29 protein-coding genes are annotated in these 25,800 nt (G+C 49.1%); 8 read left to right on the forward strand and 21 right to left on the reverse strand.

Translation table 11 applies throughout. From position 1 onward, the window contains the following. Both ABDW13_RS08400 and ABDW13_RS08405 read right to left on the reverse strand, forming a co-directional pair. On the reverse strand, window positions 1-1,185 hold the full coding sequence (locus ABDW13_RS08400; RefSeq protein ID WP_343552075.1) for a TerD family protein: 1,185 nt from the start codon (window positions 1,183-1,185) through the stop codon (window positions 1-3). Continuing rightward, window positions 1,185-1,769: a TerD family protein gene (locus tag ABDW13_RS08405; RefSeq protein WP_343552077.1), complete on the reverse strand. Its 585-nt coding sequence runs from the start codon at window positions 1,767-1,769 to the stop codon at window positions 1,185-1,187. Before ABDW13_RS08405 ends, ABDW13_RS08400 begins: the two co-directional genes overlap by 1 nt. A 320-nt stretch (window positions 1,770-2,089) precedes the next feature. Between ABDW13_RS08405 and ABDW13_RS08410 the strand changes: the two genes are divergently transcribed. The 6 genes from ABDW13_RS08410 (at window position 2,090) to ABDW13_RS08435 (ending at window position 7,751) form a co-directional block, all read left to right on the forward strand. Then, window positions 2,090-3,148 carry an ATP-grasp domain-containing protein gene (locus ABDW13_RS08410; RefSeq protein ID WP_343552078.1) on the forward strand — a complete coding sequence of 353 codons (1,059 nt, stop codon included), beginning with the start codon at window positions 2,090-2,092 and terminating at the stop codon, window positions 3,146-3,148. Between the two features lie 10 nt (window positions 3,149-3,158). Beyond that, window positions 3,159-4,286 carry a phosphoribosyltransferase domain-containing protein gene (locus ABDW13_RS08415; protein ID WP_343552080.1) on the forward strand — a complete coding sequence of 376 codons (1,128 nt, stop codon included), beginning with the start codon at window positions 3,159-3,161 and terminating at the stop codon, window positions 4,284-4,286. Then, window positions 4,279-5,064, forward strand: a complete 786-nt coding sequence (locus ABDW13_RS08420) for a hypothetical protein (protein ID WP_343552082.1) — start codon at window positions 4,279-4,281, stop codon at window positions 5,062-5,064. The genes ABDW13_RS08415 and ABDW13_RS08420 overlap by 8 nt, the downstream gene beginning before the upstream one ends. Continuing rightward, the gene (locus ABDW13_RS08425; protein WP_343552083.1) at window positions 5,054-6,133 is read left to right on the forward strand and encodes a cysteine protease StiP family protein; all 1,080 of its coding nucleotides are present in this window, start codon (window positions 5,054-5,056) and stop codon (window positions 6,131-6,133) included. The genes ABDW13_RS08420 and ABDW13_RS08425 overlap by 11 nt, the downstream gene beginning before the upstream one ends. Then, on the forward strand, window positions 6,133-7,077 hold the full coding sequence (locus ABDW13_RS08430) for an HpcH/HpaI aldolase/citrate lyase family protein (protein ID WP_343552084.1): 945 nt from the start codon (window positions 6,133-6,135) through the stop codon (window positions 7,075-7,077). Before ABDW13_RS08425 ends, ABDW13_RS08430 begins: the two co-directional genes overlap by 1 nt. A 203-nt stretch (window positions 7,078-7,280) precedes the next feature. Next, window positions 7,281-7,751: a tellurium resistance protein TerW gene (locus tag ABDW13_RS08435; RefSeq protein WP_343552086.1), complete on the forward strand. Its 471-nt coding sequence runs from the start codon at window positions 7,281-7,283 to the stop codon at window positions 7,749-7,751. A gap of 345 nt (window positions 7,752-8,096) precedes the next feature. On the opposite strand, the gene ABDW13_RS08440 is transcribed toward ABDW13_RS08435, so the two are convergent. The 10 genes from ABDW13_RS08440 to ABDW13_RS08485 all read right to left on the reverse strand — a co-directional run bounded on the left by ABDW13_RS08440 (window position 8,097) and on the right by ABDW13_RS08485 (window position 14,662). Further along, on the reverse strand, window positions 8,097-9,143 hold the full coding sequence (locus ABDW13_RS08440) for a hypothetical protein (RefSeq protein ID WP_343552087.1): 1,047 nt from the start codon (window positions 9,141-9,143) through the stop codon (window positions 8,097-8,099). Between the two features lie 20 nt (window positions 9,144-9,163). Continuing rightward, the gene (locus tag ABDW13_RS08445; RefSeq protein WP_343552088.1) at window positions 9,164-9,355 is read right to left on the reverse strand and encodes a hypothetical protein; all 192 of its coding nucleotides are present in this window, start codon (window positions 9,353-9,355) and stop codon (window positions 9,164-9,166) included. A 316-nt stretch (window positions 9,356-9,671) separates the two neighbouring features. Beyond that, complete coding sequence (gene hxsA, locus ABDW13_RS08450; RefSeq protein WP_343552089.1) at window positions 9,672-10,307, reverse strand: His-Xaa-Ser repeat protein HxsA; 636 nt, start codon at window positions 10,305-10,307, stop codon at window positions 9,672-9,674. Next, a complete protein-coding gene (gene hxsC / locus ABDW13_RS08455) occupies window positions 10,304-11,416 on the reverse strand; it encodes a His-Xaa-Ser system radical SAM maturase HxsC (protein WP_343552090.1) in 1,113 nt (370 codons plus the stop codon). The genes hxsA and hxsC overlap by 4 nt, the downstream gene beginning before the upstream one ends. Next, complete coding sequence (gene hxsB, locus ABDW13_RS08460) at window positions 11,409-12,803, reverse strand: His-Xaa-Ser system radical SAM maturase HxsB (protein ID WP_343552092.1); 1,395 nt, start codon at window positions 12,801-12,803, stop codon at window positions 11,409-11,411. The genes hxsC and hxsB overlap by 8 nt, the downstream gene beginning before the upstream one ends. Continuing rightward, window positions 12,800-13,075 (reverse strand): His-Xaa-Ser system protein HxsD, encoded by a 276-nt coding sequence (hxsD, locus tag ABDW13_RS08465; protein ID WP_343552093.1) that lies wholly within the window; start codon window positions 13,073-13,075, stop codon window positions 12,800-12,802. Before hxsD ends, hxsB begins: the two co-directional genes overlap by 4 nt. A gap of 58 nt (window positions 13,076-13,133) precedes the next feature. Beyond that, window positions 13,134-13,379 (reverse strand): Arm DNA-binding domain-containing protein, encoded by a 246-nt coding sequence (locus tag ABDW13_RS08470; RefSeq protein WP_343552095.1) that lies wholly within the window; start codon window positions 13,377-13,379, stop codon window positions 13,134-13,136. Between the two features lie 379 nt (window positions 13,380-13,758). Next, window positions 13,759-14,022: a hypothetical protein gene (locus ABDW13_RS08475; RefSeq protein ID WP_343552096.1), complete on the reverse strand. Its 264-nt coding sequence runs from the start codon at window positions 14,020-14,022 to the stop codon at window positions 13,759-13,761. A 61-nt stretch (window positions 14,023-14,083) separates the two neighbouring features. Then, window positions 14,084-14,323, reverse strand: coding sequence for a hypothetical protein (locus tag ABDW13_RS08480; protein WP_343552098.1), 240 nt, complete (start codon window positions 14,321-14,323; stop codon window positions 14,084-14,086). Between the two features lie 147 nt (window positions 14,324-14,470). Next, window positions 14,471-14,662 carry a hypothetical protein gene (locus ABDW13_RS08485; RefSeq protein WP_343552099.1) on the reverse strand — a complete coding sequence of 64 codons (192 nt, stop codon included), beginning with the start codon at window positions 14,660-14,662 and terminating at the stop codon, window positions 14,471-14,473. 209 nt (window positions 14,663-14,871) lie between these two features. Here ABDW13_RS08485 and ABDW13_RS08490 point away from each other — a divergent pair, with 209 nt between their 5' ends. Both ABDW13_RS08490 and ABDW13_RS08495 read left to right on the forward strand, forming a co-directional pair. Next, on the forward strand, window positions 14,872-15,051 hold the full coding sequence (locus ABDW13_RS08490; RefSeq protein WP_343552101.1) for a hypothetical protein: 180 nt from the start codon (window positions 14,872-14,874) through the stop codon (window positions 15,049-15,051). Further along, entirely contained in the window at window positions 15,041-16,132 is a 1,092-nt protein-coding gene (locus ABDW13_RS08495; RefSeq protein ID WP_343552103.1) for an acyltransferase, read from the forward strand. Before ABDW13_RS08490 ends, ABDW13_RS08495 begins: the two co-directional genes overlap by 11 nt. A 29-nt stretch (window positions 16,133-16,161) precedes the next feature. On the opposite strand, the gene ABDW13_RS08500 is transcribed toward ABDW13_RS08495, so the two are convergent. The 9 genes from ABDW13_RS08500 to ABDW13_RS08540 form a co-directional block, all read right to left on the reverse strand. Continuing rightward, window positions 16,162-18,135, reverse strand: a complete 1,974-nt coding sequence (locus ABDW13_RS08500; RefSeq protein WP_343552104.1) for a phage tailspike protein — start codon at window positions 18,133-18,135, stop codon at window positions 16,162-16,164. A 165-nt stretch (window positions 18,136-18,300) separates the two neighbouring features. Then, on the reverse strand, window positions 18,301-20,139 hold the full coding sequence (locus tag ABDW13_RS08505; protein ID WP_343552105.1) for a lytic transglycosylase domain-containing protein: 1,839 nt from the start codon (window positions 20,137-20,139) through the stop codon (window positions 18,301-18,303). Beyond that, window positions 20,139-21,512, reverse strand: a complete 1,374-nt coding sequence (locus ABDW13_RS08510) for a phage DNA ejection protein (protein WP_343552106.1) — start codon at window positions 21,510-21,512, stop codon at window positions 20,139-20,141. Before ABDW13_RS08510 ends, ABDW13_RS08505 begins: the two co-directional genes overlap by 1 nt. After that, window positions 21,512-22,174, reverse strand: a complete 663-nt coding sequence (locus ABDW13_RS08515) for a DNA transfer protein (RefSeq protein WP_343552107.1) — start codon at window positions 22,172-22,174, stop codon at window positions 21,512-21,514. Before ABDW13_RS08515 ends, ABDW13_RS08510 begins: the two co-directional genes overlap by 1 nt. Then, complete coding sequence (locus ABDW13_RS08520; protein ID WP_343552108.1) at window positions 22,158-22,547, reverse strand: hypothetical protein; 390 nt, start codon at window positions 22,545-22,547, stop codon at window positions 22,158-22,160. The genes ABDW13_RS08515 and ABDW13_RS08520 overlap by 17 nt, the downstream gene beginning before the upstream one ends. Window position 22,548: 1 nt before the next feature. Next, the gene (locus ABDW13_RS08525; protein WP_343552109.1) at window positions 22,549-23,286 is read right to left on the reverse strand and encodes a phage tail protein; all 738 of its coding nucleotides are present in this window, start codon (window positions 23,284-23,286) and stop codon (window positions 22,549-22,551) included. Next, window positions 23,286-24,707, reverse strand: coding sequence for a packaged DNA stabilization protein (locus ABDW13_RS08530; protein ID WP_343552110.1), 1,422 nt, complete (start codon window positions 24,705-24,707; stop codon window positions 23,286-23,288). Before ABDW13_RS08530 ends, ABDW13_RS08525 begins: the two co-directional genes overlap by 1 nt. After that, entirely contained in the window at window positions 24,655-25,170 is a 516-nt protein-coding gene (locus ABDW13_RS08535) for a packaged DNA stabilization gp4 family protein (RefSeq protein WP_343552111.1), read from the reverse strand. Before ABDW13_RS08535 ends, ABDW13_RS08530 begins: the two co-directional genes overlap by 53 nt. Continuing rightward, window positions 25,154-25,774 (reverse strand): hypothetical protein, encoded by a 621-nt coding sequence (locus ABDW13_RS08540; RefSeq protein ID WP_343552112.1) that lies wholly within the window; start codon window positions 25,772-25,774, stop codon window positions 25,154-25,156. Before ABDW13_RS08540 ends, ABDW13_RS08535 begins: the two co-directional genes overlap by 17 nt. Window positions 25,775-25,800 lie beyond the last annotated feature (26 nt).

Raw genomic sequence — 25,800 nt, forward strand, 5'->3', positions numbered from 1 at the left:
TTATTTTGAGCCTGCACGCCAGTTGAAACCCCAACCAAACGCTTTATCCATTTCGGAATGGCCGTTGAAGAACTGGTTGATGCGCTCAACGCGAATGCTGCCGTTCTCATTCACCAGACGCGCAATCGCACACATGTTGCGACGGTTTTCCCCTTCGGTCAGACGTGTTTCAATCGGCGGCTGATCGGGAATGTGCAATGTCACTAAGCCATCGGTTTTGTCCCAGCTGGCAACGCCTTCGTAGATAAAGGCAAAGATCAGCACTTCACGGATCTCTTTCCATTCACGACCGTTGATGTGCATCCATTCGCCGTCGCTGACTTCACCGGTACGATCGTCGCCCTGCAAGTGTACGAAAGGTTTGGCATGCATGGCGCCAAAGTTGCCACCTAATGCCTGAATCACGCCACGCGACCCGTCTTGCAGTTCAACAAAAGCGCCAAGATCGAGATCCACACCTTTGTTGCCGCCGCCAAACAATCCACGGAAGCCACCGCCGCCGCTGCTGGTTTCGCGATGCCAGTTGAGGTTGATACGGATCTCGCCGAAGTTGTCGCGCTTGGTCAGGCTGATCGCCGGTTTCTCTTTGGTCAGTGAAACCTTGCTCAGATTGATTTTGCTCGGCGCGGGAGCCGGTGCGGCTTGCGGTGCAGGCGCTGGAGTCGGTGCTGGTGCTGGTGCTGGTGCGGGTTCCGCCACATCCACGCCAAAGTGTTCCGCCAATGGCTTTAAGCCACCGTTGAAACCTTGTGCGATAAAGCGGAATTTCCAATCATTGTTGCGACGGTAAAGCTCGCCGAGAATCAATGCCGCTTCCTGACGTCCCACCAGCTCAACGCTGCCGTTCATCAGCACTTCACCGCTCTGCTCCACCTGAATCGCTAAGCGTTGCAGGCTCGACACATTTCTGCCGCCGTCGCAGGTCACGGTGAAGGCAACTTTCTGCACCTCTGGACGCAAGCGGCTGAGATCGACGGTAAACGCGCTGTTATTGCCTTCGTTTTTCAGGCTGATGGTGCGGTCATCGTTATCCGGCTGGCCGTAAAACACCATGTCGGCATCGCCATTCACTTTGCCGCTGGCAAACAGGCGAAAGGCGGAAGCATCCACCGCGCCGCCAGACAGCACGCGCACCGTCAGTTGGTTAGCGGGAACGGGAGCATTGCTCCCCGGCGTCATGTTCATTAGCGCACCACTGCGGCAACGATGTCGTTTTGCATCGCTTCGATGGTGCGGCCTGCGCTGGCACGGCCATGTGCGGTGAAGTCCCACAATCCGCCGTTGCGATGCAGTGAAGCGATCACGATGCCGGTGTGGTTACCTTGTTCATTGAGTTGATATGTCGCCAGCTCTTTACCGTTTTGATCGACCACGCGGCAGAAGGCGTTCTCGACTTCGTTGAAGGTTTGGCCCTGGAAGCTATTGACGGTGAACGCGAGGTATTCGACGTTGGCAGGCAGACGCGACAATTCGACGTTGATCACTTCATCGTCGCCGTCACCTTCGCCGGTGCGGTTATCGCCGCTGTGTTTCACTGCGCCGCATTGGGAGGTTAATGCGCGGAACCAAATGGTATCGATGGCATTACCGGATTGATCCAATAATATGCAGCTTGCATCAAGATCGATAGCATCACTGCCGCCGCCAAAAAGCTTATTTAAAAAGCCTTTCTTTTGAATGGGATCCCAGCCTAAGCCGAAATGTAATTTATTCAGCGAAGCGGTTTGTTTGCTGAGTGATACCGTTTGATTCTTAGCGAGTGAAACCATGTCATAATTCCTTCAAACAGGTTTGAAAAGGTTTTTTATATTTACGTCTAATTCCATGAGGGCAAAATCATATCATGATGTTATTAGCTCACAAGATTATTTTCATAGCAATTTCTTGAAACAAGTTAACCCATTGAATTACGCCAATTTATTCAGATGTTACTTAAGAATTAAGCCAGACAAACCTGACGATTCTTTACACTAAAATTCATAAGGTTACATTGAAGTAAAGAATCATATTATGATTGACTTAAAATCATGCGCTCCCTACACTCGCCAATTAAAACCTAGCCTTATCAATCCTGCGGAAATAATCAGAAATGCCTTACAAGATTTGGCTTACGGAAGGTTTATCCTCCCAACGCGATATTATTAATGGCATTAAATTAACGGCTAAAAAACACCAGGCCGAAATATTCACTTATGCGTCACATAAACATCAACGAAATGAAATTCTTTCGCTGGCTGATTCCGCAATAATCGAACCGGCAGATAATAGTCAGCGTCTCGAATTTATTCTCAATACAATTAATAAATATAATATTCAGGCGATTCATGCTGCGCGTCATGCGCATTGGTATGAAACCCATCGTCAACAGATTGAGGCCAGCGGTGCGCGCTTAACAACCGGCGCTCGCGATGTAGCGATGCTCGATCTCGCCGACGACAAAGTCGCCTTCGCCCAACGCATGCAAAGCCTTAACCTGCCGGTGGTGCCTTCGCTACGCGTTGATACGCCGACGCAATTGCGTGAGTTGATCGCCGCACAACCGTTTGGCGATCTGCCGCTGTGCGTGAAACCGGTAACCGGCATTTATGGCATGGGATTCTGGCAGTTTGATGAACGCGTCTCGCCGATGGCGGCGTTTACCCATCCCGATGCACGTCGGGTAAATGCACAGTTTTATCTCCAGGCGCTGGAAGCCGCGCCCAGCATGGAACCATTGGTGTTGATGCCGTATTTGCCCGGCCCGGAATACTCCGTCGATATGCTGGTGGAAAACGGCGAAGTGTTGGCAGCAGTGGCGCGACGCAAAGAAGGCGCGCTGCAATATCTGGAGAACAGCGGCGCGGCGTTTGAGCTGGCAAAAGCCTGCGCCAGCGCGATGGGCGCGGATGGTTTGGTCAACGTGCAAACGCGTAACGATGCCAGCGGCAATCCGCTGTTATTGGAAATTAACCTGCGCCCTTCTGGCGGCATTGGCTATACGCGTTTCAGCGGCGTAAATATTCCCGGCTTGTTTGCCCTGCGCCAACTAGGCTTGATCAATCAGCAACAGGTCATTGATCAATCCCGCCGTGATTTCTCTCCTGCCACCGTGCGCGCCATCAGCGATGTAGTGGCTTACGACGCCGTCCTCGCCAACCAGCTTCAATAAGGAACTCTCCATGAATACGCTCTGGAGCAGGACGCTATCCTGCGGCACATTAAGCGTCACCCCAACCGGCGGCATCAGCGCCATCGACGATCTGTTTGAGATCGCCGAGCGCCGCAATCCCAAGCGCGCATTTCTGTTCGTCAGCAAGGTGCTGGGCCGCCACATTCCGGTCAATCCGAACAAAATGCGCGCGGTGTATCGCCAACTGGCCGAGCAATTCCCGCCGGTGTCGAACGGCCCAACGCTGTTTATTGGCATGGCGGAAACCGCCGTCGGTTTAGGGGCTGGCGTGTTTGATGAAGTGCGCCAGCGCATCAGCGAGCCGGTGTATCTCACGTCAACGCGCCATCCGCAGCAGGCCGATTTACTGTGCGAATTTAAAGAAAATCACAGTCACGCCACCGATCATCTGATCTACCTGCCCGATGATGCGCAACTGCGCCAACGCGTGCTGAACGCGCGCACCTTGGTGATGATTGATGATGAAGCCACCACCGGAAACACCTTTATTAATCTGCTCGAAGCGCTGCGTAATGATGGCGGATTGCAACACATCGAACAGGTGATCGCCGTGACCTTAACTGACTGGAGCGGCGACGCGTTAGCCACGCGCAGTCCGCTGCCGGTGCGCACCATTTCGCTGGTACAAGGCGATTGGCATTGGCAACAAGATCCTGATGCCGAACTGCCGCCAATGCCCGCGGTTGCACTTAACGATGCGGCAACGGTGGCGATCACCGGCAAACAGCGCTGGGGCCGACTGGGCATGGCCGCGCCCGCTGGCGATTTGGGCCGAAATATTCAGGCGCAGCCGGGCGAAAAAATTTTGGTGCTTGGCAGCAATGAATTCGTCTGGGAACCCTTCTTACTGGCCGAACGGCTGGCGGCGCAAGGCGCAGACGTCAAGTACAGCTCAACCACGCGTTCACCGATTGCCACCGGTTTTGCCATCGAATCAGCCATCGCCTTCACCGATAACTACGGCCTCGGCATTGCCAACTTCGTTTACAACGTGGCGCATCAGCAATTCAACCGCATCATTTTGTGCATCGAAACGCCGCTCAGCAGCATCGATCCTCGTTTAACCGCTGCGTTAGCCAAGGTTGCGCCACAAGTTGAGGTGATCTGCGATGAATAAACCGGTGATTTTTTCCGACCTCGACGACACGCTATTCCAGACGCGGCGCAAAATGGTCGATGAGCTGGATCTTGAGCCGTTCCGCACCGGCGCGCTGGATCTCAGCTTGCAGCCGCGCAGCTTTATGACCGAAGAACAAGCCATGCTGGTCGATTGGATGCTGGAACACGCGGATCTGATCCCGGTTACCGCGCGCGGCACTGAAGAGATCGCGCGCGTGCAGATCCCGTTTCGTTCGTGGGCGGTCACTACGCATGGCGCGGTGATCCTCAATCCGCAAGGCGAGGAAGACGCCGAATGGCGCGCGCTAATGCTGGAAAAACTCAATCCCTACGGTCCGGCGCTGCTCTCGATGCAGCAAGCGATCACCGATCTGATGGCCGAACGCGCGATTGATGGCTGGGCGCGCATCAACTACGAATATGGCGTTACGCCGATCTACTTAGTGATGAAGCATCGTGACAGCACGCGCCTCGACGAGTTGTACGCCATCGCCGATGAAATCGAACAACGCTTCCCCACCACAGGTTATTACATCCATCGCAACAGCAATAACGTAGCGTGGCTGCCAAACGTGGTGGAAAAAGGTCTGGCGGTCAGCTTCCTGCTGGAAAAACTGCGCCAACAGCGCGGCGTATTCCCGGTGATCGGCCTCGGCGACAGCCTGAGCGATCATCGCTTTATGAAGCTGTGCAGTTGGTACGGCATGCCGCGCCAAAGCCAGTTTGCCGACCGCATCAACCAATCCTTATTCGGAGAACAAACTCATGGCGAATAACCAGCCTTTCTCTGGATCATACCTACCCGGCGACGTTGAATTCCTGCTTAAGCCGGTTGATATCGACATGACGCCGGTCGATCAAAAAGAACAGCTGATTCAGTCTGGCGCGCGCCACTATTCCGAGATGTTGAGCCAGGAACCGGAACCAACGCGCTGGCATCTGGATCTGTTTGCACGCGCGCTGGATCAAGGCGCGGGACGTCTGGCGAAAGAAGTCGCGATGCTGGCCAATGCGCTGGCAAAACAGTTTGCCGACACGCCGATTGTGCTGGCGAGTTTGGTACGCGCAGGCGTGCCGCTGGGCGTAATGCTGCAACAGGCGCTGCGTGCCATGGGCCGCGAATCCTACCATTACGGCATCAGCATTATCCGCGATCGTGGCATTGATAACGCCGCGCTGGCGATCATCGAAGCGCGCCACGGCACCGATGGCATTGTGTTTGTCGATGGCTGGACCGGCAAAGGCGCGATCACCGGCGAACTGATCAGCAGCCTCAAACAGCGCCCTGGCTATCCGGCACAACCGCGTTTGGTGGTGCTGGCCGATCCGTGCGGCCGCGCGTGGCTCTCTGCCAGCGATGATGATTGGCTGATCCCATTTGGCATTATGGGCGCGCCGGTTTCCGGTTTGATCTCGCGCTCGCTGTGGTCAGAAACCGGCTTGCACGGCTGCGTGCAGTGCGACCATCTGGCACAATTCGATTGTAGCCAGCAACTGGTTGAAACCGTGGCGGAATATGCGCGCACACTGGATATCAACGCCCTGCCCGCTTGCCCGCAAGATCCGCAGCATCAACAACAGTTAGTGGCGCAAAGTGACGCGGTAATCGCGCGACTGGCGGCACGTTATCAGGTCAACAGCATCAATCGCATCAAACCGGGCATCGCCGAAGCCACGCGCGCCGTATTGCGCCGCGTGCCGGATCAGGTGCTGGTGCGTTCGGTGGACGATCCCGATGTGGCGCTGCTGGTCTATCTGGCGCAGCAAAAAGGGTTGAGCATCACCGAAGCGGGAGCCGATTTAGGGCAATACCGCGCTGTGACCATCATCAAAAAGGTGCTGTGATGAACGCCCGTCTCTCGCCGTGGCGTTTGGGTGCTACGCTCTATATGCCCGCGATGCGCAGCGATATCGTCGATGTGATTGTTAACCATAAAATCAACGGTCTGCGCTCGCTGGTGATCTGCCTGGAAGATGCGGTGAGCGACGCGGATCTGCCGCAAGCGCTGCACAATCTTCAGCACATCTTGCGTGAATTGAATGCCGCGATGCGCAGCCATGGCAACGCGCATTGGCCGCTGGTGTTTATCCGTCCGCGTAACAGCGCAATGGGCGCGTGGCTGGTGGAAAACCTCGACCTCAGCGCAGTAGATGGTTTAGTGCTGCCGAAATTCACCGCCGATTCGCTGCCAATGTGGTGGCAAATCCTCGAACACAGCCATTTGTGCCTGATGCCGACGCTGGAAACCGAAGAAGTGTTCGACGTGGCCGCGATGCGCGAACTGGCGCTGACGCTGCAAAACCACGCGTGCCGCTCACGCGTGATCGCCCTGCGCATCGGCGGCAACGACTTGATGAATGTGCTCTCGCTGCGCCGCTCACGCCAGTTCACGCTGTATGACGGCCCAATGGGTTACACCATTAAAATGTTGGTGGCGGTATTTTCGGCGCGTGATTTTGCCCTCACCGCACCGGTGTGCGAGCACATCGATGATCAACAGATTATGGATCACGAACTGGCGCTGGATATCGCGCACGGCCTGGTCGGCAAAACCGCCATTCACCCCAGCCAGATTGGCAAGATCCACGAGATGTTGATGGTCTCAGCCAGCGATCACGCCGATGCGTTGCGCATCCTCAACTCCAGCCAGGCGGTATTCAAATCGCAAGGCGCGATGTGCGAACCCGCCACGCACCGCCGCTGGGCCGCCGCCATCCTCGCGCGCGCGCAAGAATACGGCATCGCGCCAGATTCACGGTCCGATGGCGCGTTGATGTTGGTGACTTAAGTTATTGTGCGATTTGACGCGGATTCGTTAAACCGCACAGTCCGTAGCGGCGCGATTTATCGCGCTGTTTTGACCTTAAATCCAACGCAACACTTTTTCGGAACCCATTTACCTGATATTTAGAAACTCCCTGATACTGTCGGACATTGTTTGCCAGGAGGGCGATAAAGACCATTGACCACCAACGCAGGCCTCAATCGACCATGCAACTCAGTACCCGACAGACACGCGTATTCATGCTCGCCTCACTGCTCAGCAGCGGCAAACCGATCGCCTCCAGCCGCATGCTCACCGAGCTCAATTGTTCAGAACCCACGCTTACCCGCGCGCTCAAAGAACTGCGCGAATCCTGGTCAGCAGAAATCAAATACATCCGCGTTACGCACTGCTACCAACTGACCGATGCTGGGAAATTAGATAAGAAAAGCCTGCGCCATATTAATGAAGCGTTGAAGCTCAACGCCGAACTGCAACACAATGAAACCGTTAGTCGAGTATTTCTGGATAAAGAGAAAAAGAAAGCGGTGTCGCTGTCGCTGCGGATGTCGGTTTTGAGGAAGATTGATCAGGTTGTAAGACTGAGTGAAACGACTCGCAGCGATGCGGTGGAAATGCTGGTTGAAAGTGGGTTGGATGAGTTGATTGAGAAGTTAATGCTTGGAAAAGAAAGGTAATTGAAGGTTAATAATAATTTATTGTTGATGGTTTTGCTGGATTAGTGACATTCATTATCTAATGGTTAAAGCTAACATCAAGAAAAACCATTTTTTTGGCATACAAAGATTCTTAAAACATAAAAACATAAAAACATAAAAACATAAAAACATAAAAACATAAAAACATAAAAACATAAAAACATAAAAATGGAATGCTTTTTTGACCATAGAATATGGATTACCAATTAAAAAGCAGGTTAAATAAAAAACCCTAACCCACATTAGAGTCAAATATCAAAGTCTAATATTGATTGCTTTTAACTAAAACAAACCATTTAATTAATAAACGGTTAAGTAATCGCTCTACTTATCCCTGCCAGAATTTAACATGTAAGAAAACTCTTTCCGTGTTTTGTATAAACACTCCTTTAAATTACCGATGCTAAACCTTTTATCTCTGCCAACTATCCCTTGAGGTGTAAATATTTTCGATATAGAGTCCATTTTCTTATCTCCTAGAGTATCAAAGATCCATTCACTAAATTTTTCATTATAGATCGGAAGCATTTTATTGGATAATCTATGAACAGCGATTGCGCTAAGACCTGTCAACTCGATAATATCCCAAATATCTTTATCACAAGTTAATATTTGCGCAAGATGAAACTGAGTTTCATTATTATCAGAAATAGTATTAGTTAATAAATCTAACATCCTAACAATAAATAAATCCATCGCGCAATTTCTAATTAACTTTAATGGCTCGGATTTGTTTTTAATATCATTTAGCTTTTTAGTTATACTTAACTCATTCTTGCGAAATATAATATCAACACAAACAGCAATTTCTTTTGGCATTACTATTGCAATTTCTTCATCAATGAAATTGATTAGTTCAATTAATTTATTTTCAGCGGAGCGATTTGAGCTGCATTCTATTATTTTAGTTTTCAATAACAGCAATTCCATTATATCAGCTACTTGTAACAGTTTTCCAAATTGATATTCATCATTATTGAAATAGCCGAATAAAAAATTATCCGCTTCGGCTTCAGATCGTAGTCTATGATTATGTATAAAATTATCTCTCCACGAAAAATCAAATTTTGAATTTATCATTGCTATTGATTTTATAGCCGATATAGTTTGCCTTACTTTAACAATATCACTATCAGCTAAGTTGTTCGTTATCTCATAAAGATATAAGGCTGTATTTATTTCATTAATGAAACCCTGAGTGATATTTTCCGATATAGATTCACATACCTGTCGAACTCTTTCTGATGGTTGAGCCTCGTAAGCAAACGATCTTAAATAGCTAGCGCAATTACTGTCAACATAGATCGCTGAAGATATTAAGTGAACTGTTTCAGCTTTGGTCTCAACTACTTCTTTATCTATAACACACAAGGAATTTCCTTTAAATGGGGTCAAAAGATAACATTTTGATGATAATTCTTTTTTGGTAGATAAAATGGCCCATTAGTTGATTCATGCGCAAATAAAACCCTCCAGTCTTTTAAATCATCTTTATACTCTTCGTAACGTTCAATTGCACCCATAAATGAAGTAGCATTACCTATTTCATTTAGATACACTAACGTTTGAATTTCCTTTTCCATTCTTCACACCTTCTCATTGGCTATTTTTAACTTCATTACCTACACATTAACAACACATTCACTTACTAGAGTTAACTTATCTAATTTATATAAAATCAAATGTTTAAGTCATCAGCCATATTAACTGGCGCTAAAGATTTACTTACAAAACTAGCAATAATAAAAACATTTTTTAGAGGCTTAAATGAGATCCAATTTTCAGATTCCTTAAAGCATGTCAAATACCACCCTTGCAAACCCACTGGCAAGTTCAGGATTGGACAGATATTGCATCATCATATCCTGATGGGTGTCATTTAAATAATCAGCAAAAAAACTATCTCGCTAAAATACCCAAGGAATTTAATAATTGAGTATCTAATGTTTCTCTTACTGGAGTAGGCAGTGCATTTGCAATCCTGTAATTCTTAATAGCAGCTCGAGTAGCTGGCCCCATGCTTCCATCAATATTTCCGTTGTAGAAACCCTTATCGAGTAATGCGAACTGCACTCGCATGATTAACCGCTTACGTTTTTCGGTATCCGAAGTCAGCCCACTACTTGCACGATTGGCTCCAGTCATTCCAGCCGAGTTTTTAGTGGTAGAGGTGTCCGTGTCATTTGAGCGAAGTGAACGGATAGATGAAGAAGAGGATGACGAACGAGTGCCTGAATTAGAAGAGTCTGAGGTATTTGGTGCACTATATGTTTTGGGATAATAAGGAGTGCTTCCGCCATAGTAGCCACCACCTGATGAGGAACGGTGAGAGCTATGACTACGATGAGAACTGTGGCTTCTATGTCCAGCAATGTAGAACGGCACTTCTGTGTTGAGTGGAGCTAACACCAAGTCATGCTCATTCAATGTCATTCCCGGTAAATCACTTGCACCAGTAGAAGAATCACTTGCCCATACTGAATTGTTAAGAGCCAAAAATCCCGGAAGCAGAGCAGCGAAATTAAACTTTTTCATATTATTGGTCTCGGAGGTTGATGAAAACGGCCTTTTGATGAACTGAAATAACCAGCACAGGAAGACTTCTGAGTGCATTCATCGCATTCTTTTGGATAGTAATTTTTCCAGTCAGAAATCGACTGTGTTGCAAAACTCCATGCCCTTTTTGGAAGGTGACACAATGGATAGTTGAATATGGTAAGAGGGATATCTGATCTGTGCGCGGTGTCTATTACAGAAAGGATCTTTTCGCTGTAGTTCTCGTGCTCAATAAAGATCGATGACCAGTTCTTTCGTGCCCATCCTACCGACTCCAGCCCCATCAGGGAGATCTGATTGATGTTTGAAAACACACGACCAGCAAACTCTACGATGTCATTAAGCTCTGTATAGTTAGCTTGAGTCGGGATGACCCTCAGTTCGATGTTGATACCTGAATTACCAGCATTAATCAGTCCTTTGACAGTATCATTAAATGCCCCCTCGCTTCCGACCAGATAGTCATGCACTGATGGTCTCGAAGAGTAGAGAGGTATACCAAAAGTAATTTTGATCTTTTCGCTTCGCTTTTTCATCTGCTGAGTAAAGCAGGCATCTGCAAACTTCCGTCCATTAGTTAAAATATGCAGAGCTGTGTCAGGAGAATTTTCGATGATGAAGTCCAGAAAATGCAGGAAGTCTTCGCCGTAGAGCAAAGGCTCTCCTCCACTCACTCCCACCAATCCATTCAGGGCGAAGGAAGCGATAGCGAGAGCTGACTGATTGAGAAGCCAGTCATCGTTTCCTGCTTTAGGAGGCTGAGAACAAAAAAGGCAACTGTTGTTACACCGTTCAGTGACAAGGACGGTGTTATGGTTCGCTCTCCGTGACAAAATCACTCTGAGCATGCTGCCGTTATTGACGATCCCAATGTCACCATCTTCTATTGAATCGAATAGCTCTTTACTAACAACGAAGTTTGCAAAATATGCAGGTAGTCTGGAATCAAGCTGAGTTTCAGTGACCAGCAAATTTGGAAGATAAAACTGAGGATTTTTGGGCTTTGATTTACATAGGCGATAGAACCCTTGTTGAACTGGTAAATCTGAAGAAAACCGAAAAATATCGTTTCTCAACACCTCAGACATAAGCCCACCTTTTTAGCATCTCAGCCATCGGTCCATCCTGAGAGATTTCGTTAAGCAGGAAGCGAAACATCCCTTTATGATACTGGCAGAAGGTAGTCCGACTCTTATCTCCAACAGGTTCACCATGAACACTGATGTTTTGGCAAGGATCTGCACCACAGAAAGGCTGGTAAGCACAAGTGTCACAACCCGGCATGGCAAAATTGAATGAGGATGAGAGTGCGGAACGGTAGTATTCATTGTTACCGAATGAGAGTGAGGCAAACTTTCCGGCGCTGAAATCTGCTTCCGGGTTTACCTTTTGAAGCATACGGCTTTCGTCGCTACCGTATGCCTTGCCGTCATAGTTGAATAAGATACAGTTCAAAACCACACCACTAGGTGATTTCAAATCTGCATAACCACTGAAGCCCGGATTGAAAATTCGCTTAAGATGGATTGAAGCTGAATGCTCAACAACAGGTATGCCCTTCTGGTTCTGAAGTAACACTTCCTGCATCAGTTCTTTATAAAACTCGAAGTATTCCGGCATTGAAAAAGTGAAGCTTTGCCTCTGAGCAAACCCATATGGGCTGACAGGCCTAATAAACATGTCAGTTAGTCCTAGAGACAAATGAGCATCCACGATGGAGGCGGGCTCTTTGGTCAGTTCCTTAGTAACTGTGGTGACCGTAGCTACCCGGTTTGCTCCCAGTTCTTCTGTAATTTTCTGGATGCCTGTTGCAGCTTTGTTGTGAGCTTTAAAATCAGTAAGGATACGATTCTTGTTGTGGACTGCTTCATTACCATCAAGAGAAACAGAGAAGGTAATATTCCGTTTTTTAACCCAAGAAATGATATCTGCATCAAGTATTGAAAGACTCGTAGCAATAACCATCTCGAATGAATCGTTACCTAATGCATTCTCGCATTGTTCATAAATTGCTTGGACGAGATCGAATCTGAGAAGTGGTTCACCACCCTGCACTTCTATTTTGTAAGGCGGAGCACCCAGCTTTTTGATGGTGCTGACAATTTGCGGTATTAATTCAGGCTTAAGATCATAACCATCGGCAGTTAACGATGCTCTGCTTACCTGACAATACTTGCATGTGTGATCGCACCTTAGAGTCGGCACAATCATAAAAATAGGTCTAACGGCAAGTTCATTCATCAGCAGTTTGGCAAAAGCAGAACTAAGCGAAGCCTGCGATACTGAAAGATTAGAATCGTCAGTGATGAACAATTTGCTTTCGAGAAGTTGTGAAGTGCGGTGGTCAGAAGGAAAACTGTTTTCAATAAGAAGGTTAAGTTCTTCGCTATTGACGAAGCTGTGAAAGCCAGCGAGATTGCTGATGAAGACTTTACCACTGCTCAGGCGATCGAAGTTGAATGGCATCGTATTCATTCGGCAAGTCTCGAATCGATGCTTCTGAGAACATTGTCAATGATAGAAGTCCTAACTTGGCCGGTATGCGCCTGAAGCTTTTCTCTAAGCTTGTAATCATTAATGAGTCGCTCAAACTCGAACTCAACTTCCTCATGAAAAGTTTCGAATGAAACGAGCCAATTATGCTCGTCTTCATCAAGTTTCCAGCGAGTGACAGCACTCATCCAGTAAAGGCTATTTCTTAGCGTCCATTCAGAATACATTTTTTTTGGTAGTTTTTTCTCTATCACATTACCATCCAGAAAGTAACATAACAAAAAAGGAAAAATCCCCTAGCCTTAAATAGCTTTAATAAGGCGTCATGAAATTTAACTTAAAGACACGCAGTATTATCAATTGTTTTATAGCTAAAGTTAAAGATAGATAGGTGCCAAGGACTGCTCTTTTTTCTTTATCTGTAATCATAAGCTTGAGCCTCCAACTCTTTGTTCCATTTGGAGATGTCTCAAGATCCATGCCACCAACACCATCAGCAAGTTTGCATGATTTTTCTTTAGGCTCAGCTGAGCTAATTTGTCGAGCTGTCAGCTTCATCTAAACGCATCCATTTCACTGAACTTGGCAATGTTTCTATCCAGACCTCAATTAGGACATGAATGCACTAGGTCACTTAGTGAGCCAAAGAATGTGTTATATGCTGAACTTATAGCAAAAAGCAGACGAAAAAAGGAAACTAATAGAATAAAAAATGGCACGCCCTACAGGATTCGAACCTGTGACCTACGGCTTAGAAGATAGTAGACCATAATCTAAAGCATTGAATCAAGTCCAAAAATCCATGCTCGCAACACGGATTGTGTCGTTAAGGGTCATCCTCGGTAATCCTCCTCCTTCCTTGCTCGTTATGTGTCGACACAAAAACGACACACCTTCCGCGCTGTTCGAATCGCACTTTATGCACCAAACCTGTGATTCAAATCGTCGGCCTGTCAGCGTTATAAACCGAAAGCACGCCCCACGTTTGCACCCCGACCACAGTCACCTCTTCCAGCGCTTCTCCCTCTATCGTCTCGCCGTCCTGACACACAATGTACCGATCGCCTAACCTGCCCAACTGGAACAGGCCAAACGCTTCGAAGTAAATCACGCTGCCCACTTTCGGCTTGATGGATTTGTCGACCAGCGCGAAACCATCAACTGTTGGCACAAGCAATGTCGCTGCCGGGCGTATGACCATCAGCCTGTTCAGGTCGAGACGCGACTCCAGATAGTCCTTTGCCGGTGATGGAAATCCCATTTCAGATGCCTCCGTTTGGATTGTAGAGGCGGAATGTTCTGTTCTGGCTGGCCCCCTCTGTCACATCGGTAAAGCAACTCGTTTGGTTCTCTATCCAGCGATTGGCCTCATTCAGCGTCCAGCGCCAGTTGCAGCGCTCCAGAGCCTCAACGAAGTCCTGCGTGGTTACGAACTGCTGACCGCGCGGCCCTTGCTTGATGCTTTTCCGAAAGCAGGCTTTGATGTCGTTGTAACGTGGCATGGTGATTACCTTTCGATAGATACTGTATATAAATACAGTAATATTGATCGGTAAGATCGATCAAGTCGATTGATGGAGGTTTTTGAGAAGGGGTTGTCGGGGAAGGAAATTTAATTTTAAGCCCAGCTCATATCGCCGGGCCGCTGACTAATGCATCGTGACGCCGAAAAGGTGCATCGCCAGTTCGGTTATGCACTGGTCGTGGTCGTGCATGCTCGCCAGTTGCTCAATCATCGATTCATTGGTTATGGGAATGCCATCTTCCAGAAGGTTTATCACGGCCTGCCCCAGCACGTTCCGCGCAGCTCCTAACGCCAACTCATACACATTGATGTCCATTCTTCCTCCTGTCGCTTACGTTAAACGTACGCTGGTCGAGGAATGTGTGAATGAGAAGCGACTCAAATGCCGCGCCATCGAAGAAATAACCTCTGCCCAATTCCCGCAGTGAATAGCTTTCGTAAGCTCTTCGTAAGCAAATCGTAAATTCGATCTGTCCCTTAACAGTTTCTTACCATACAATCGTCGGATTAATCCGAGGGGGTGTCATGCTTTCGTTCAACCGTTTAATGGGCCTTTTAGCGCTCGCAGCATTACTTACTGGAACCGTGACTCGCGAAAGCGGCTTCATCTGGTATGCCGATTTGTTTTTAGTGGTGGTCAGCGTCATGAGTGAGGGCGTTGCGCTTTTCAACTGGATGAAGGGCAGAACTAAGAATGCGGCTTAATGCACTTACATCCCTCCGCTTCTTTGCTGCGATGGGGGTATTTATTCACCACTTCCACTTCTTCGAGCACACTAAAAGCGCTTTCGCCCAGCAAGTTTACAAAGTCTTTTATGAAGGGTTTGTTGGCGTAACGTTCTTCTATATTCTTTCTGGCTTCATAATTAGCTATAGCTATAACCAGCATAAGAAGGCAGGTAAATATAGCATTCCTCAGTTTTTGCGTAACCGAGTTGCGAGACTTTACCCAACTCATTTATTAACGCTTGCCATTGCTGCGTCTGTTTATCTGACCAAAGAAGCATGGGCGTACGTGGATATGAACACGCTTTACGCTAACATTTTACTTGCCCAAAGCATATTCCCAAGCATTCCTTATTTCTTCGGATTTAATGGGGTGTCATGGAGCGTTTCAACTGAGATGTTTTTCTATCTCGGATTCATATTGCTGGTTACGTTTAACACTAAACAGTTAATTGGAATATGGATAGCGCTGCTTGCCATGATTATCTGGTTCCTTACCTTCATGTCGTCAAGCGATGTTGCTTATTGGGCGTTGTACATTAACCCTGTTTTCAGGGCTGTGGACTTCGTCACCGGCATGCTTCTGTTCCGCTTGTACGTGAGTCGTGATTTTGCGATGACATTCAAGAAGGCGACTGCACTTGAGATTGTTTCACTAGTGGCGCTGGCAGGGTTTGCATTCGTGGGGATGAAGCATGTAAACATGCTCCTGAGGCTGGATATTTATTACATAGCACCAATGGCTGCGGTAGTGTTCATTTTCGCGATTGGCAAGGGATGGGTATCAAAGCTACTTTCTAATAGATATCTGGTATTACTTGGTGAGGCATCGTTCAGTCTATATATGATTCACCAGATACTAATTAACTATGCTGTCCGTGAATATTCATCATGGGTAAATATTGACAGCATGAAGTCAGTAATCACGTTCATGGTTCCGGTTATTTTAATTGGCGTGGTTTTTTCTGTAGTGATGTATAAGCTGTTCGAGAAACCTATGAACAATTTACTCAGATCTAAAGATAAAGAACGACAGCAGATATTTTCAGCAGTGAAGTGATTTAGCCGCCCGAAATGGGCGGCTCTTTATTACATTCCTTTAGGCCAGAATGAAATATTAATTCTCACACCTGCACTTTTAACGTTAGCAACAATGAATATGTTTCCAGATCCATTAACACCAACTGAGCCTATACTTCCATCGCTGTTTACTACCGGCAAATACTCTTCATCAGTCGGGCACAAATAAGATGGAAGGCCTGAAATCAACGAAGCGCCCTGACTTGTGGAGCCACCTTGCAAGTAAGCCTGTACGGTAACTTTCCCTGAAGCATCCGATTTATAAAACGGTGAGCTAAATCCGGTCGTAGTTACCCATGAGCCTTGCGCGGCGAGTGAAACGCCCTGTCCTGAAAAAACAGACCATGCGTTAGTGCTCGGCATCCATACCCTGACAAGAACCCTTACATGCGGATCAAACGGGTACAAAAACTGGATTCCTGCATCGTCCACGCTTCTATGTGTAAACACAGTGCCGTCTACAGGCCATGTTCCACCCGCCGACGATCCAAGTGCACGATAGCCACTGATTCCATAGTTGTAACCGGTAAGTGGAGCTGATAGTAACGGCGTTCCTGTCACCGATGGCTCGTTAATAAATACGTTCTGTGCAAAGCTGGAGATGACTGTTCTGTTGAAGAACACATCAACCATTTTCGCATAAACCCACGTCATCGCCGTATCAAGCGGGTGAATTGCAATGCCATTACCGAACGGGTTATCCATTGCATTACCGGCGAGACCAGCAGAGATAGGCATGGCGTTGTAAGTGTCGAACATCGCGCAGGCGTAATCTCGCGCCGCCCTGACGTAAATATTACGAAGCTGTTCGTACCAGTAGCTGTTACGACCAAACAAGAGCACGTCATTGGTGGAGTTTGGCATCATTAAGATAATGCCCAGCTCAGACATAGTTCCGTACTGATGGTTGCGTATTTCTGCTAGCTTGCTGCGCAGCCATGACTCAAATTCGAGCAGGCGCTCTTTCTCAGCGCCGCCACCAAGACCGGCGTCATTGATGCCATATTTGATGATGAAAAGGTCAGAGGTGGGTGACAGCTTGGTGATCGCATCCATCTGCGTGACGTTAGAACCGCCCACGCCCCAGTTGTTGATGCTGACCATCGGGTATCCGCTAGCCTTAAATGCACGGCCCAACACCGGAACAACTTTAAAATCAGCCGTCTCGCCATTATTTCCGGCAACCGTTGAGTCGCCAAAAACATGAATTTCGATCACGCCTCGGTTGCGCATGCGGTTATAGGGCTTAAATAAATGCTCCTGTCCGATATGCAGGTTAATCAAATCACCTTTCAGGTTGATCTGACTCGCGCCACCATTAGTGTCGTAATAGAAAATTGCTCCTTCGCCCACGAACTTCACACCGTTAGGGTTTTGCAGCGACGTGACGCGATATCGGGTGGCTTCGCCAGTGGAAATGCTTGGCACCATAAGCTCGCCGTTAAAACCAACGGCATTGATCGCCGCCTGAATAGCAGCGGTGTCATCGGTAACGCCGTCTCCCACCGCGCCGAAGTCCAGCACGCTAATCGATTCACGGTTTTTGTCATGCTGCGTCCGCGCAACAGCCCCCGCTAGCGGTTGCTTAACGGCAACCAGCGCGTCGCCGTCGCCATCATCAGCACTGGAAAGCCGCTGAGCCAGACGGTCTGGATCGTATTTAACCACGTTAGGGAAATAGAATTGCTGCGCACCATAGGCATCAAGCACAGCCATTGAGTGGCCCTGCACGGTTACGAACTTTGCGATCTGCCCGTTATAGACCGGATATCCACCCGCGTTGATAATGATTGGCTGAGGCACCGGCACCAGGCTCTCATCTTCGTTTTCTACGTAAACCTGAATCTGGTTCGATGGCACTGTTGGGTCAGTGTCGATTATGCCAATATAAATCTTCCCGTTTGCCGCCGCCCTAAAGGAGCGAGCAAGCGTAAACAGTTGGCTCGGCATGCTTACAACCACATTTGCAGTAATATCTGGCATTGAATTGCTCCGGGCATAAAAAAGCCCCGGCGAGTGCCGAGGCTTATTAAGGTTTTGAGTAATGGAGGTGTATATGTTTCTGCTTTACGCTTTTGCTTTTTTCATTGCAGTCTGGGCGATCGCTGACTCCATCTATGATGCATGGCTTCAATCAAAGGGCCGCCGTTAGTTAGTTGCACCCTGCGATGATGCCGTTACTGCCTTCCTTACCGTGTCGATATGCTTTTCAAAAGCAGAAGTCCCTGATGGCGTATTAGCAAGCTTAAGCATTGCATTTCTTGCTGCGTTGCTTTCATACAGCCGAGTTAAAGCACCATAACCAAGAAACGCTGCCGTCCCAGCACCTCCCGTACCAATCACATCACCAGCTACCGCTGCCGGAACCCCCACCTGGAGTAATTCTTGCCCGGTTGGAGTCACCGAGCCAGCCACTGATGCCCTTCTTGTCTGGTCGAGGTACTTGGTCAGCCCCTGAAGATATTGCTTATCCTGCCCTTTAAAGAGGATTCCGGTTTGGGATGAAAGTCGATTCACTTCATTCAGAAATTTGTCAGGGCTTCCTCCCGACTTTTCATAAGCCTTTCCGATTACTGCTGAGCGAGCAGCATTACGACCGCGCTGATCCAATGCTGAATAAAGCTGCTTCACTTCACTGGGCTTACTACTGAAAAGCAGGTTATTGGCAACCTCTGGTGTGAGATCGCCTTTCTGAAGGATTGATTTTAGTCGGGTATTTTTGATTAGGTTGGCTTCATTTGCGTAAGCAGCGTTTGCCTGACGGTAGCGATTAGCAGCCTGATCTCCAAGATTACCTTTAACTGCGTCGTCAATGTCCTGGCTAAGTGCAGAGTAAACCCGGTTCGCAGACGCTTCTGACCGGCTGGGCCATATCACCCTTTCACCCTTAACATCCTGTCTGAACTGCGTACGAAGACTGCGTAGCTGTTCAAAGTCAGCGCCGTTAGCCAGTTCATTTCGATATGCCTGCAACTTACCGATAGTTTGGGTATCGGCAACCTGACCCAATTTTCCTAGCTTAGCAATTTCATCATCAATAGCAGAAACCGCTTTTGTCGCCGTCAATGAACCAAGAGAATTCATGTCATTGTTAATCTGCTGCAAACGCTGTCCTGCTGCATTTTTCACGCGGCTATTGGTTCTCTGCAAGCTTTGAACGATCTCCTCCGGCGCGGGCGGGGCGAAGGTGTTGGCATAATCTGAAACCAGCTGGCTCCGCGCCGCCTGCTGCTCCCTTCGCACTGAACCAGTACCCGTTACCGGAATCTTTTCTCCTAGTGCCTGCGCTGACCTGCCAGCGAATGTTCCAGGCTTTGCCACATCAGAAGTAAGCAAAGGCACGCCAGACTGCTCGGCGAAATCCACCGCAGCTTGAGCCTCTGATGCCGCCGTTCCTTTCAGTGCTCTATAGCCCGCACCAACCAGATTGGTTAGCCCTCTGGTTGCAGCACCTATGCCGGTATTGATCGCGGCATCCTGAGCCAACTTGCCAGAATCATTCTGGCTGCTATTTGAGGCAAGAGTTCCTACCGCACTTTCAGCCGCAGACCTTGTTATCGCTCCAGCTGCACGCTCTGCCAATCCAGCCGCTGCTGGCGCAGCTTTACCTGCCGGGTTGATGAGATATGGCAGCGCTTCAGAGGCGATTTCACCTGCTTGTGTTTGCGGTTTCAATGCGTCAGGAAGGGACAGTCTTGCTGCTGGCATGTATGTTCCATCCCCAATGCCTAGCTTGTTTCCAGCCCATGCCGCAGCGCTCTGAATAGCATCACCAACCTCTGGAATGATGTTTGCCACATTCACACCAGCCTGAGCAATCGCCCTGCCAGCTTCCGCCACACCCTGCGCAGCATCGCTTATCAAGCCGGACTGCTCAGCCTGTTGTGGCGGCTGAGCAGAAAAATACTCATCAATGGCAGTGCCGATATCTTCCTGGCTTGTGCCTTCTGGGAAGGTGAACGTTTTGCCATTAGCTGATACTTTCATCACTCCACCTTAAACTTAATACCTGACTTAGATGTATAGGTTTCACCGGTGCTGGCTGATGTTTGAGCGGGTTGCGCTGATCCCGTAGCCGATGGCGCAGGTGAGTTACCAATTGGATTTTGCGCCATGTAGCGTTTTGCAGCCTGACCCAGTGACTCGCCCTTGTTTACATCCATCCCAAGAATTTGCCCGCCGTTACGGGATTGCCCAGGATTACCATTGGCGCTCATCCATTCAGCTTTGAACTCGTTAAACTGTGCATTCCTTCTCTCCATGTTTGCCATCGAGTTCAACCATCTGGCTACAATTTTCGGGTTATCCATGTCTGTTGGAGCACCCTGACGAACGATCTCAACATCTCTATCCGTCGCCGGGCCCGGAGGCAGGAACTTCAATACCTGAGAGTTAATCAAAGCGTTCTGCCTGATGCGCAAATCTCTCAGTGCGGTATCGCTACCAGTGAGGCGGGAAAACATGTTATTGGCGTTGCCAAAAATTCCCGTGGTGGGATTTTCCTTCAGAAACTGGTCAGCAAGAGATGACATCGAGTTGGCAGAGTTCGTGCTGGCGGTAGAATCATCAACAGCCTGTGAAATCCCCTTCTCCATATTTACCGATAGTTTTGGCGCGCCGGTAATCAGCTCTTGTTTTTTCTGTGCTGCCTGATCTTGTTTGAATGCAAACTCCTGCTGGTCAAGGGCGAGGCGCTGCGAGGCAAGATTGTGTCCTGTCATAGCTGAGCCATAAGAAAGGTTTTGACCTCGCTGAGCTGTTTCGGCGCTAATGTCCTGACCACGACGTGCAGTCTCTGCCGTCATATCCTGCCCGCGAGCAGTAAGAGCATTTTTCTGCTGGTCATTCTGAACGGCAAACTGGTCTTTAGCGCTAAGAGCACCCAACTTCACTGAACCAAGAAAATTATTAAATTGATTTGGGTCTTTAACGTACAACTGCATCAGTTGCTGAGGTGTTAATCCCTTCTGCTGGATGGTGCCGGCATGTTTTACGATCGCCTGCGCCACAGCTTCAGGGCCAACCTGTGCAGCCGTCTGAAGGTCTCCAGTTGCAGAACTTACCGCTGCAACGTCCTGAGCGTTACGGAACTGTAACTGATCTTTTATAGCCCCCACCTGAGTTGGATATTTGACCGCCAATTCCTGTAGTTTTTTTGGGTCGTTAATAGCTGTAGGAAGCTCGGATTGAAATGCGCGCATTTGCTGCATTTGCTGCTGCTGCACTGCTGTCTGAACCCGTTGCTGTTGCAGTTGCGCAATCCCAAGTTGGTTTTGGGTTTCCTGCAAAGCTTCCCGCCGGAAGTCCGGGATCATGTCGTAATAGTTAATCGGTGCGCCGAGACCTCCGAATTGTGCCATTAGAATGAACCTCCCATCATGCCGCCAAACATGCCGGTGAACTGGTTAACGTCCTGTGCCGCGCCGTTGGTGATGCTTGAGTTGGCACTTGCCGCAACCTGGTAAGGCAACGCAGCTTTACCAGCCATGATTTGGCCTTTCTGCTGATACATGCCGGCCATCGTGTTTCCCTGCCCCACAGCAAAGTTACCCAATGCGTTTGCTGATTCAGCACCAACGCCTGCCAACCCCATTAGTTGGGAATACATGTTTTGCTGCTGGTCTGTCATGGCGCTCAGGTAATTTTGACCAAGTGTAGGGGCGATAGTCGCAATCTGATTGGCGTATGCTGTTGAGCCAAGTCCGCCAGTAGCCTCGGCTGAAGCCAATGACTGGTATCTGGCTTGGTCAGCCATCTGCTGATATTCCTGGCTACCAAAGTAATCATTGAGAAGTTGCGTTCTGTCTATTGGTTGTCCGGCAATGCCCTGCAATCCTGCTAGCGCAGAGTTTCCCGCCTCTTCATATGGCGAAAGCCAGTTGACAGCGTTGTTATAACCCTCGCGGGAGGCATTCATTGCCTTGTCTTGGTATTTTTGCTGCTCTTTTGCTGCCTTGTGCGCACCAATGCCACCAATGACGCTACTAACCGCAGCACCAGAACCGCTAATCGCTCCGCCCATGATATTCTCCCGGCTCGCGCCACATAATAAAAAAGGAGCTTTCGCTCCCGTTAATGGTTGTCAGAGTTTCAATTTTTCGTTCACCGAAACCCATTCGCCTGGCGTAATTGCACACTCTTGGGCGGTCAGTGAGGATGATCGCTCGCAGGCGCTGATGGCATACGTGCTTAAGCATGTCGCCGCCAGCCTTGCGGCAATCTCGCAGCCTGCCGGGGTCAATTGCCATATGCACATCGTAGAAGCCGTCCTGCTGAACGAAAGCAAAGACGCACGCACCATTCCACAGAAAGTATTCAGCGCCCGGGTCTTCCCATTCACGCACACCCCAGCGCCGCATTAGCTTTGAGCCGGATGTTTTATCAATCGTTTGCATGTCAGTTAATCAGGCCATGAGTACGAAGCGCGTCTTCCAGCGCCTTTATCCTCTGCCTTGCCTCCGTTAATCCATTGGCAACAGAAATCGCTTCAAACTGTTGATAGGTTCCGCTTATCTGATAGCCGTTATCAGCATTGAAGGCAGATTTAAACGCAGTTCCGGTTGCAGCAGTCCAGCCTGTTTGACGCGCACCAACAACCTTTAATCCGGCGACCTTGTACGAGACAGATACGTTCTCGCTTCCTGCAACCTGAAGAATATCTGCGGTAGGTGTAGTAATGTTGCCGACCAGCAACGCGCCGCCTCCGGACTGCACCGACTGGTTAGCGGTTGATGACTTCGACACCATGTCGCTTTGGATGTCGATCACCTCATCAAGCAGGTAATTAACATCACTTCTGAGAACCGTAATCTTTCCTTCGGCGCTAGTCAGCCTCACATCAAGCAGGCTTATCGCGCCTGTATTGGCGGTGATTCTCAGCTCATGGTTATCAACTTCTATCCGTAGTTGCGTAATACGACCTTCATGGTCAGCCAGAACAGTATCCTGCTCTTCGTTCTTAATGGTGGCCTGATAGGCGAGCTCGCTGGCGTTATTGGCACCATCGGCGATCGCCTTCATGTCGCTCTGTTGCTGAATGACGTAAAGCCGGTATGGCAGACTAAATCCAGGAGGTAGAATGGAGGCATCAATGCGGCTGGCTTGCACCGTTACTTTCAGTGGCTCATCTGCCATTACTCTATCCTTACCTGGCATCCAGACAGGGTTACTGGCGAACTGGTGACTACTCGAATCTTGAAGCCGATATTTTTGCGGATGCGACCAATACGTCGCCACAGCGCCCGGCGGTCATAGTTAAACGGAGCATTCCATGGAAGCTTTTGTTCGCGGCCGTAATTTATCCCGTCAGCCGTGGCAGAAAGAAAAAGCTTCTCTGCTATCTGCTCCACTCCGGTTGAGGATTCCAGCTCCAGATCAAACACACGTGCGTTATCCGCCTTAAACAACGGCGTGTACAGAATGTGTTCCTGATGCGTGGAATACTGCGATGATATCGACGGGTTAAGCACACCAGTGATGCCGCCAAGCTTATCGCCACAGGTGATGACATTATCTTCATAGATAAAATCAACGCACCGGTAGGTGTCGTCCGAAAGTCCAGTTTTTAGGATTGTCCACTGCGGGCCCGTCTGTGTTACGGAGCCATCAAACACAAGGGTGTGGCGCGGCAGATGGACTAGCAGCAACTCATGCGCCTCAAACCTCAATGACTCCAGCACACCGGTAGACAGCTCAGCTGTTGAATAGCTCTGAAGGATTTTCTCTATCGAAGCTGTGGCGATTGACTGAGCGGCGCCAGAGTTAACAAGATAGATGGAAGGTGCGCCGGTTGCAGGATGGCTAAGGATGGCGTGAGAGTCGGCAAACTTGGTCTTGCAGAATGTTCCAGCGATCCCCTTCTGCACCATCATTGACGGTTGCACCTGGTAAATCGCCACGCCAACCGCGCTGCTGTTGCCCGTCAGAGAGAAATACTCAATTGTCGTCGTACCAAAGCACACAACGAAGTCGCGCCAGTTATCAATACCAATGATGCCATCAGGCTGGCTTTCAGCCCTGTATTCAGCCGCGTATCGGTCAGGGTGCGATTCGTCCTCAAGGTCACTAATGAAGAATGAATCGGAATCTGATTTGCACCATACATAACGCGATCGGTTGCGGCATAGGTCACGAAGGTTGCCGAGGTCGTACTGCGCGTAACCATCCGAGCCGGGCCAGTTACTCAGCGTTTTAATAACACCGTCATAACGGAACAGCGTCATGGTGCCACTACCGCCGATAGCGTGGCTGGTATAGCTGTAAGCCATGCTCACGCGCGCAACGCCGCCAAAGTCAGCAGCTTCGTAACTGCCCTTATAAACCTTGCCACCACAAACCCGATAAACAACGCCCTGATTGCTGTTGTACAGTACGCCGCGAGAAGGCCCTGCGACATCGCTGCGCTTTGCTACTCCGGGGAAGGATCGAAGATAACCATTCGCACCCACGACTTCCTTTGGTGTAGCCAGCATGTTTACAGGAAGGAAATCGACATAATCCGCGTTACGGTAATCCTTCCCCACTCCCTTCATCAGGGGTAGTTGAGTTATCGGCATTCGGTTTTTCTCCGGGGTAATAATGCCACTCGTTCAGGTTGGCAAAGCTGTTTCCGCTGCCGGTTGGCATGCGAGACGGGTAAGGCGCACGCTTTGCACGCAAAGTAGCGGTTAGTTTTACAAGCTGCTCTTTGCCGTAACGGGCGGTGGTTATGACCTTTGCGGATGGTTCTATTGCGTAATCTGGAGCAATTCTCACTGCAAGATTATGCAAAACGGCGCTTACTGAGCTGGTTCTCATGCCATGCGCGTCTCCATCGGCAGGAGGATTTTCAGCGTCAGCAAATTTGTAGCCGGTGATGATGCCTTTTCCGTTCTGGTACCACTCAGCCATCATCAGCTCAAGGTCTTCTACGGCATCCTGCATTGATTGCGGCTCAACGTCAGTCAGGGTGGCGTCAGACGCCACGCCCAGCCTACGCAAAGCGGCACGGACGATATCGCCCTTAGTCGCTGTCACCATCTTTGCCTGCCTTAGACTTGCTATTAGGCTTCGATTTATCCTTTACCTCTGGCTCTGGCTCTGGCTCTGGCTCTGGCTCTGGCTCTGGCTCTACAGCAACAGGGCGCAAGCTCAGCAGGCGATCAAGAACATCTTTCGCCTCGTGACCATCCCAATCTTTGCCAAGATCCAACTCAGAACCAGCCGGAAGAAATTCAATCTCTGATTCCGGTAAGTGGTAAGTAGCCTCACCTTCAGGGGTGGTGATGCCAGCCAAAATCCAGCCTTCCCATTCTTCACCATCGCTGTGTTTGCGTGACCACCATGCGAGATGTGGGTAGGCATTCATCAGCGTTGAAAATAGGCGCACTCGGTGGTCATAGAGCTCATTGAAGGTGTGATAACCGTCAGAAACCTCACCCATATCAACTGGTGATCCAAAATCCGATTCGCCGGCGAATAATGTGTTTTCGCCTGCAATATCGTCTTCAGGTACATCGTGTGGGTGGGCATACCAACCATCAGCAATGTGATCATCAACTTCATGCTGATATACGACTTTCGTTTTCAGCTTTCGGCCCCAAATCTTGGTGTCGCCGCCAGCCTGATAAAGCATTACGCTCATTGGTTATCTCCAAGTGAGAATGGGGC

The sequence above is a fragment of the Pantoea sp. genome (assembly GCF_039594315.1).
Taxonomy (GTDB): domain Bacteria; phylum Pseudomonadota; class Gammaproteobacteria; order Enterobacterales; family Enterobacteriaceae; genus Pantoea.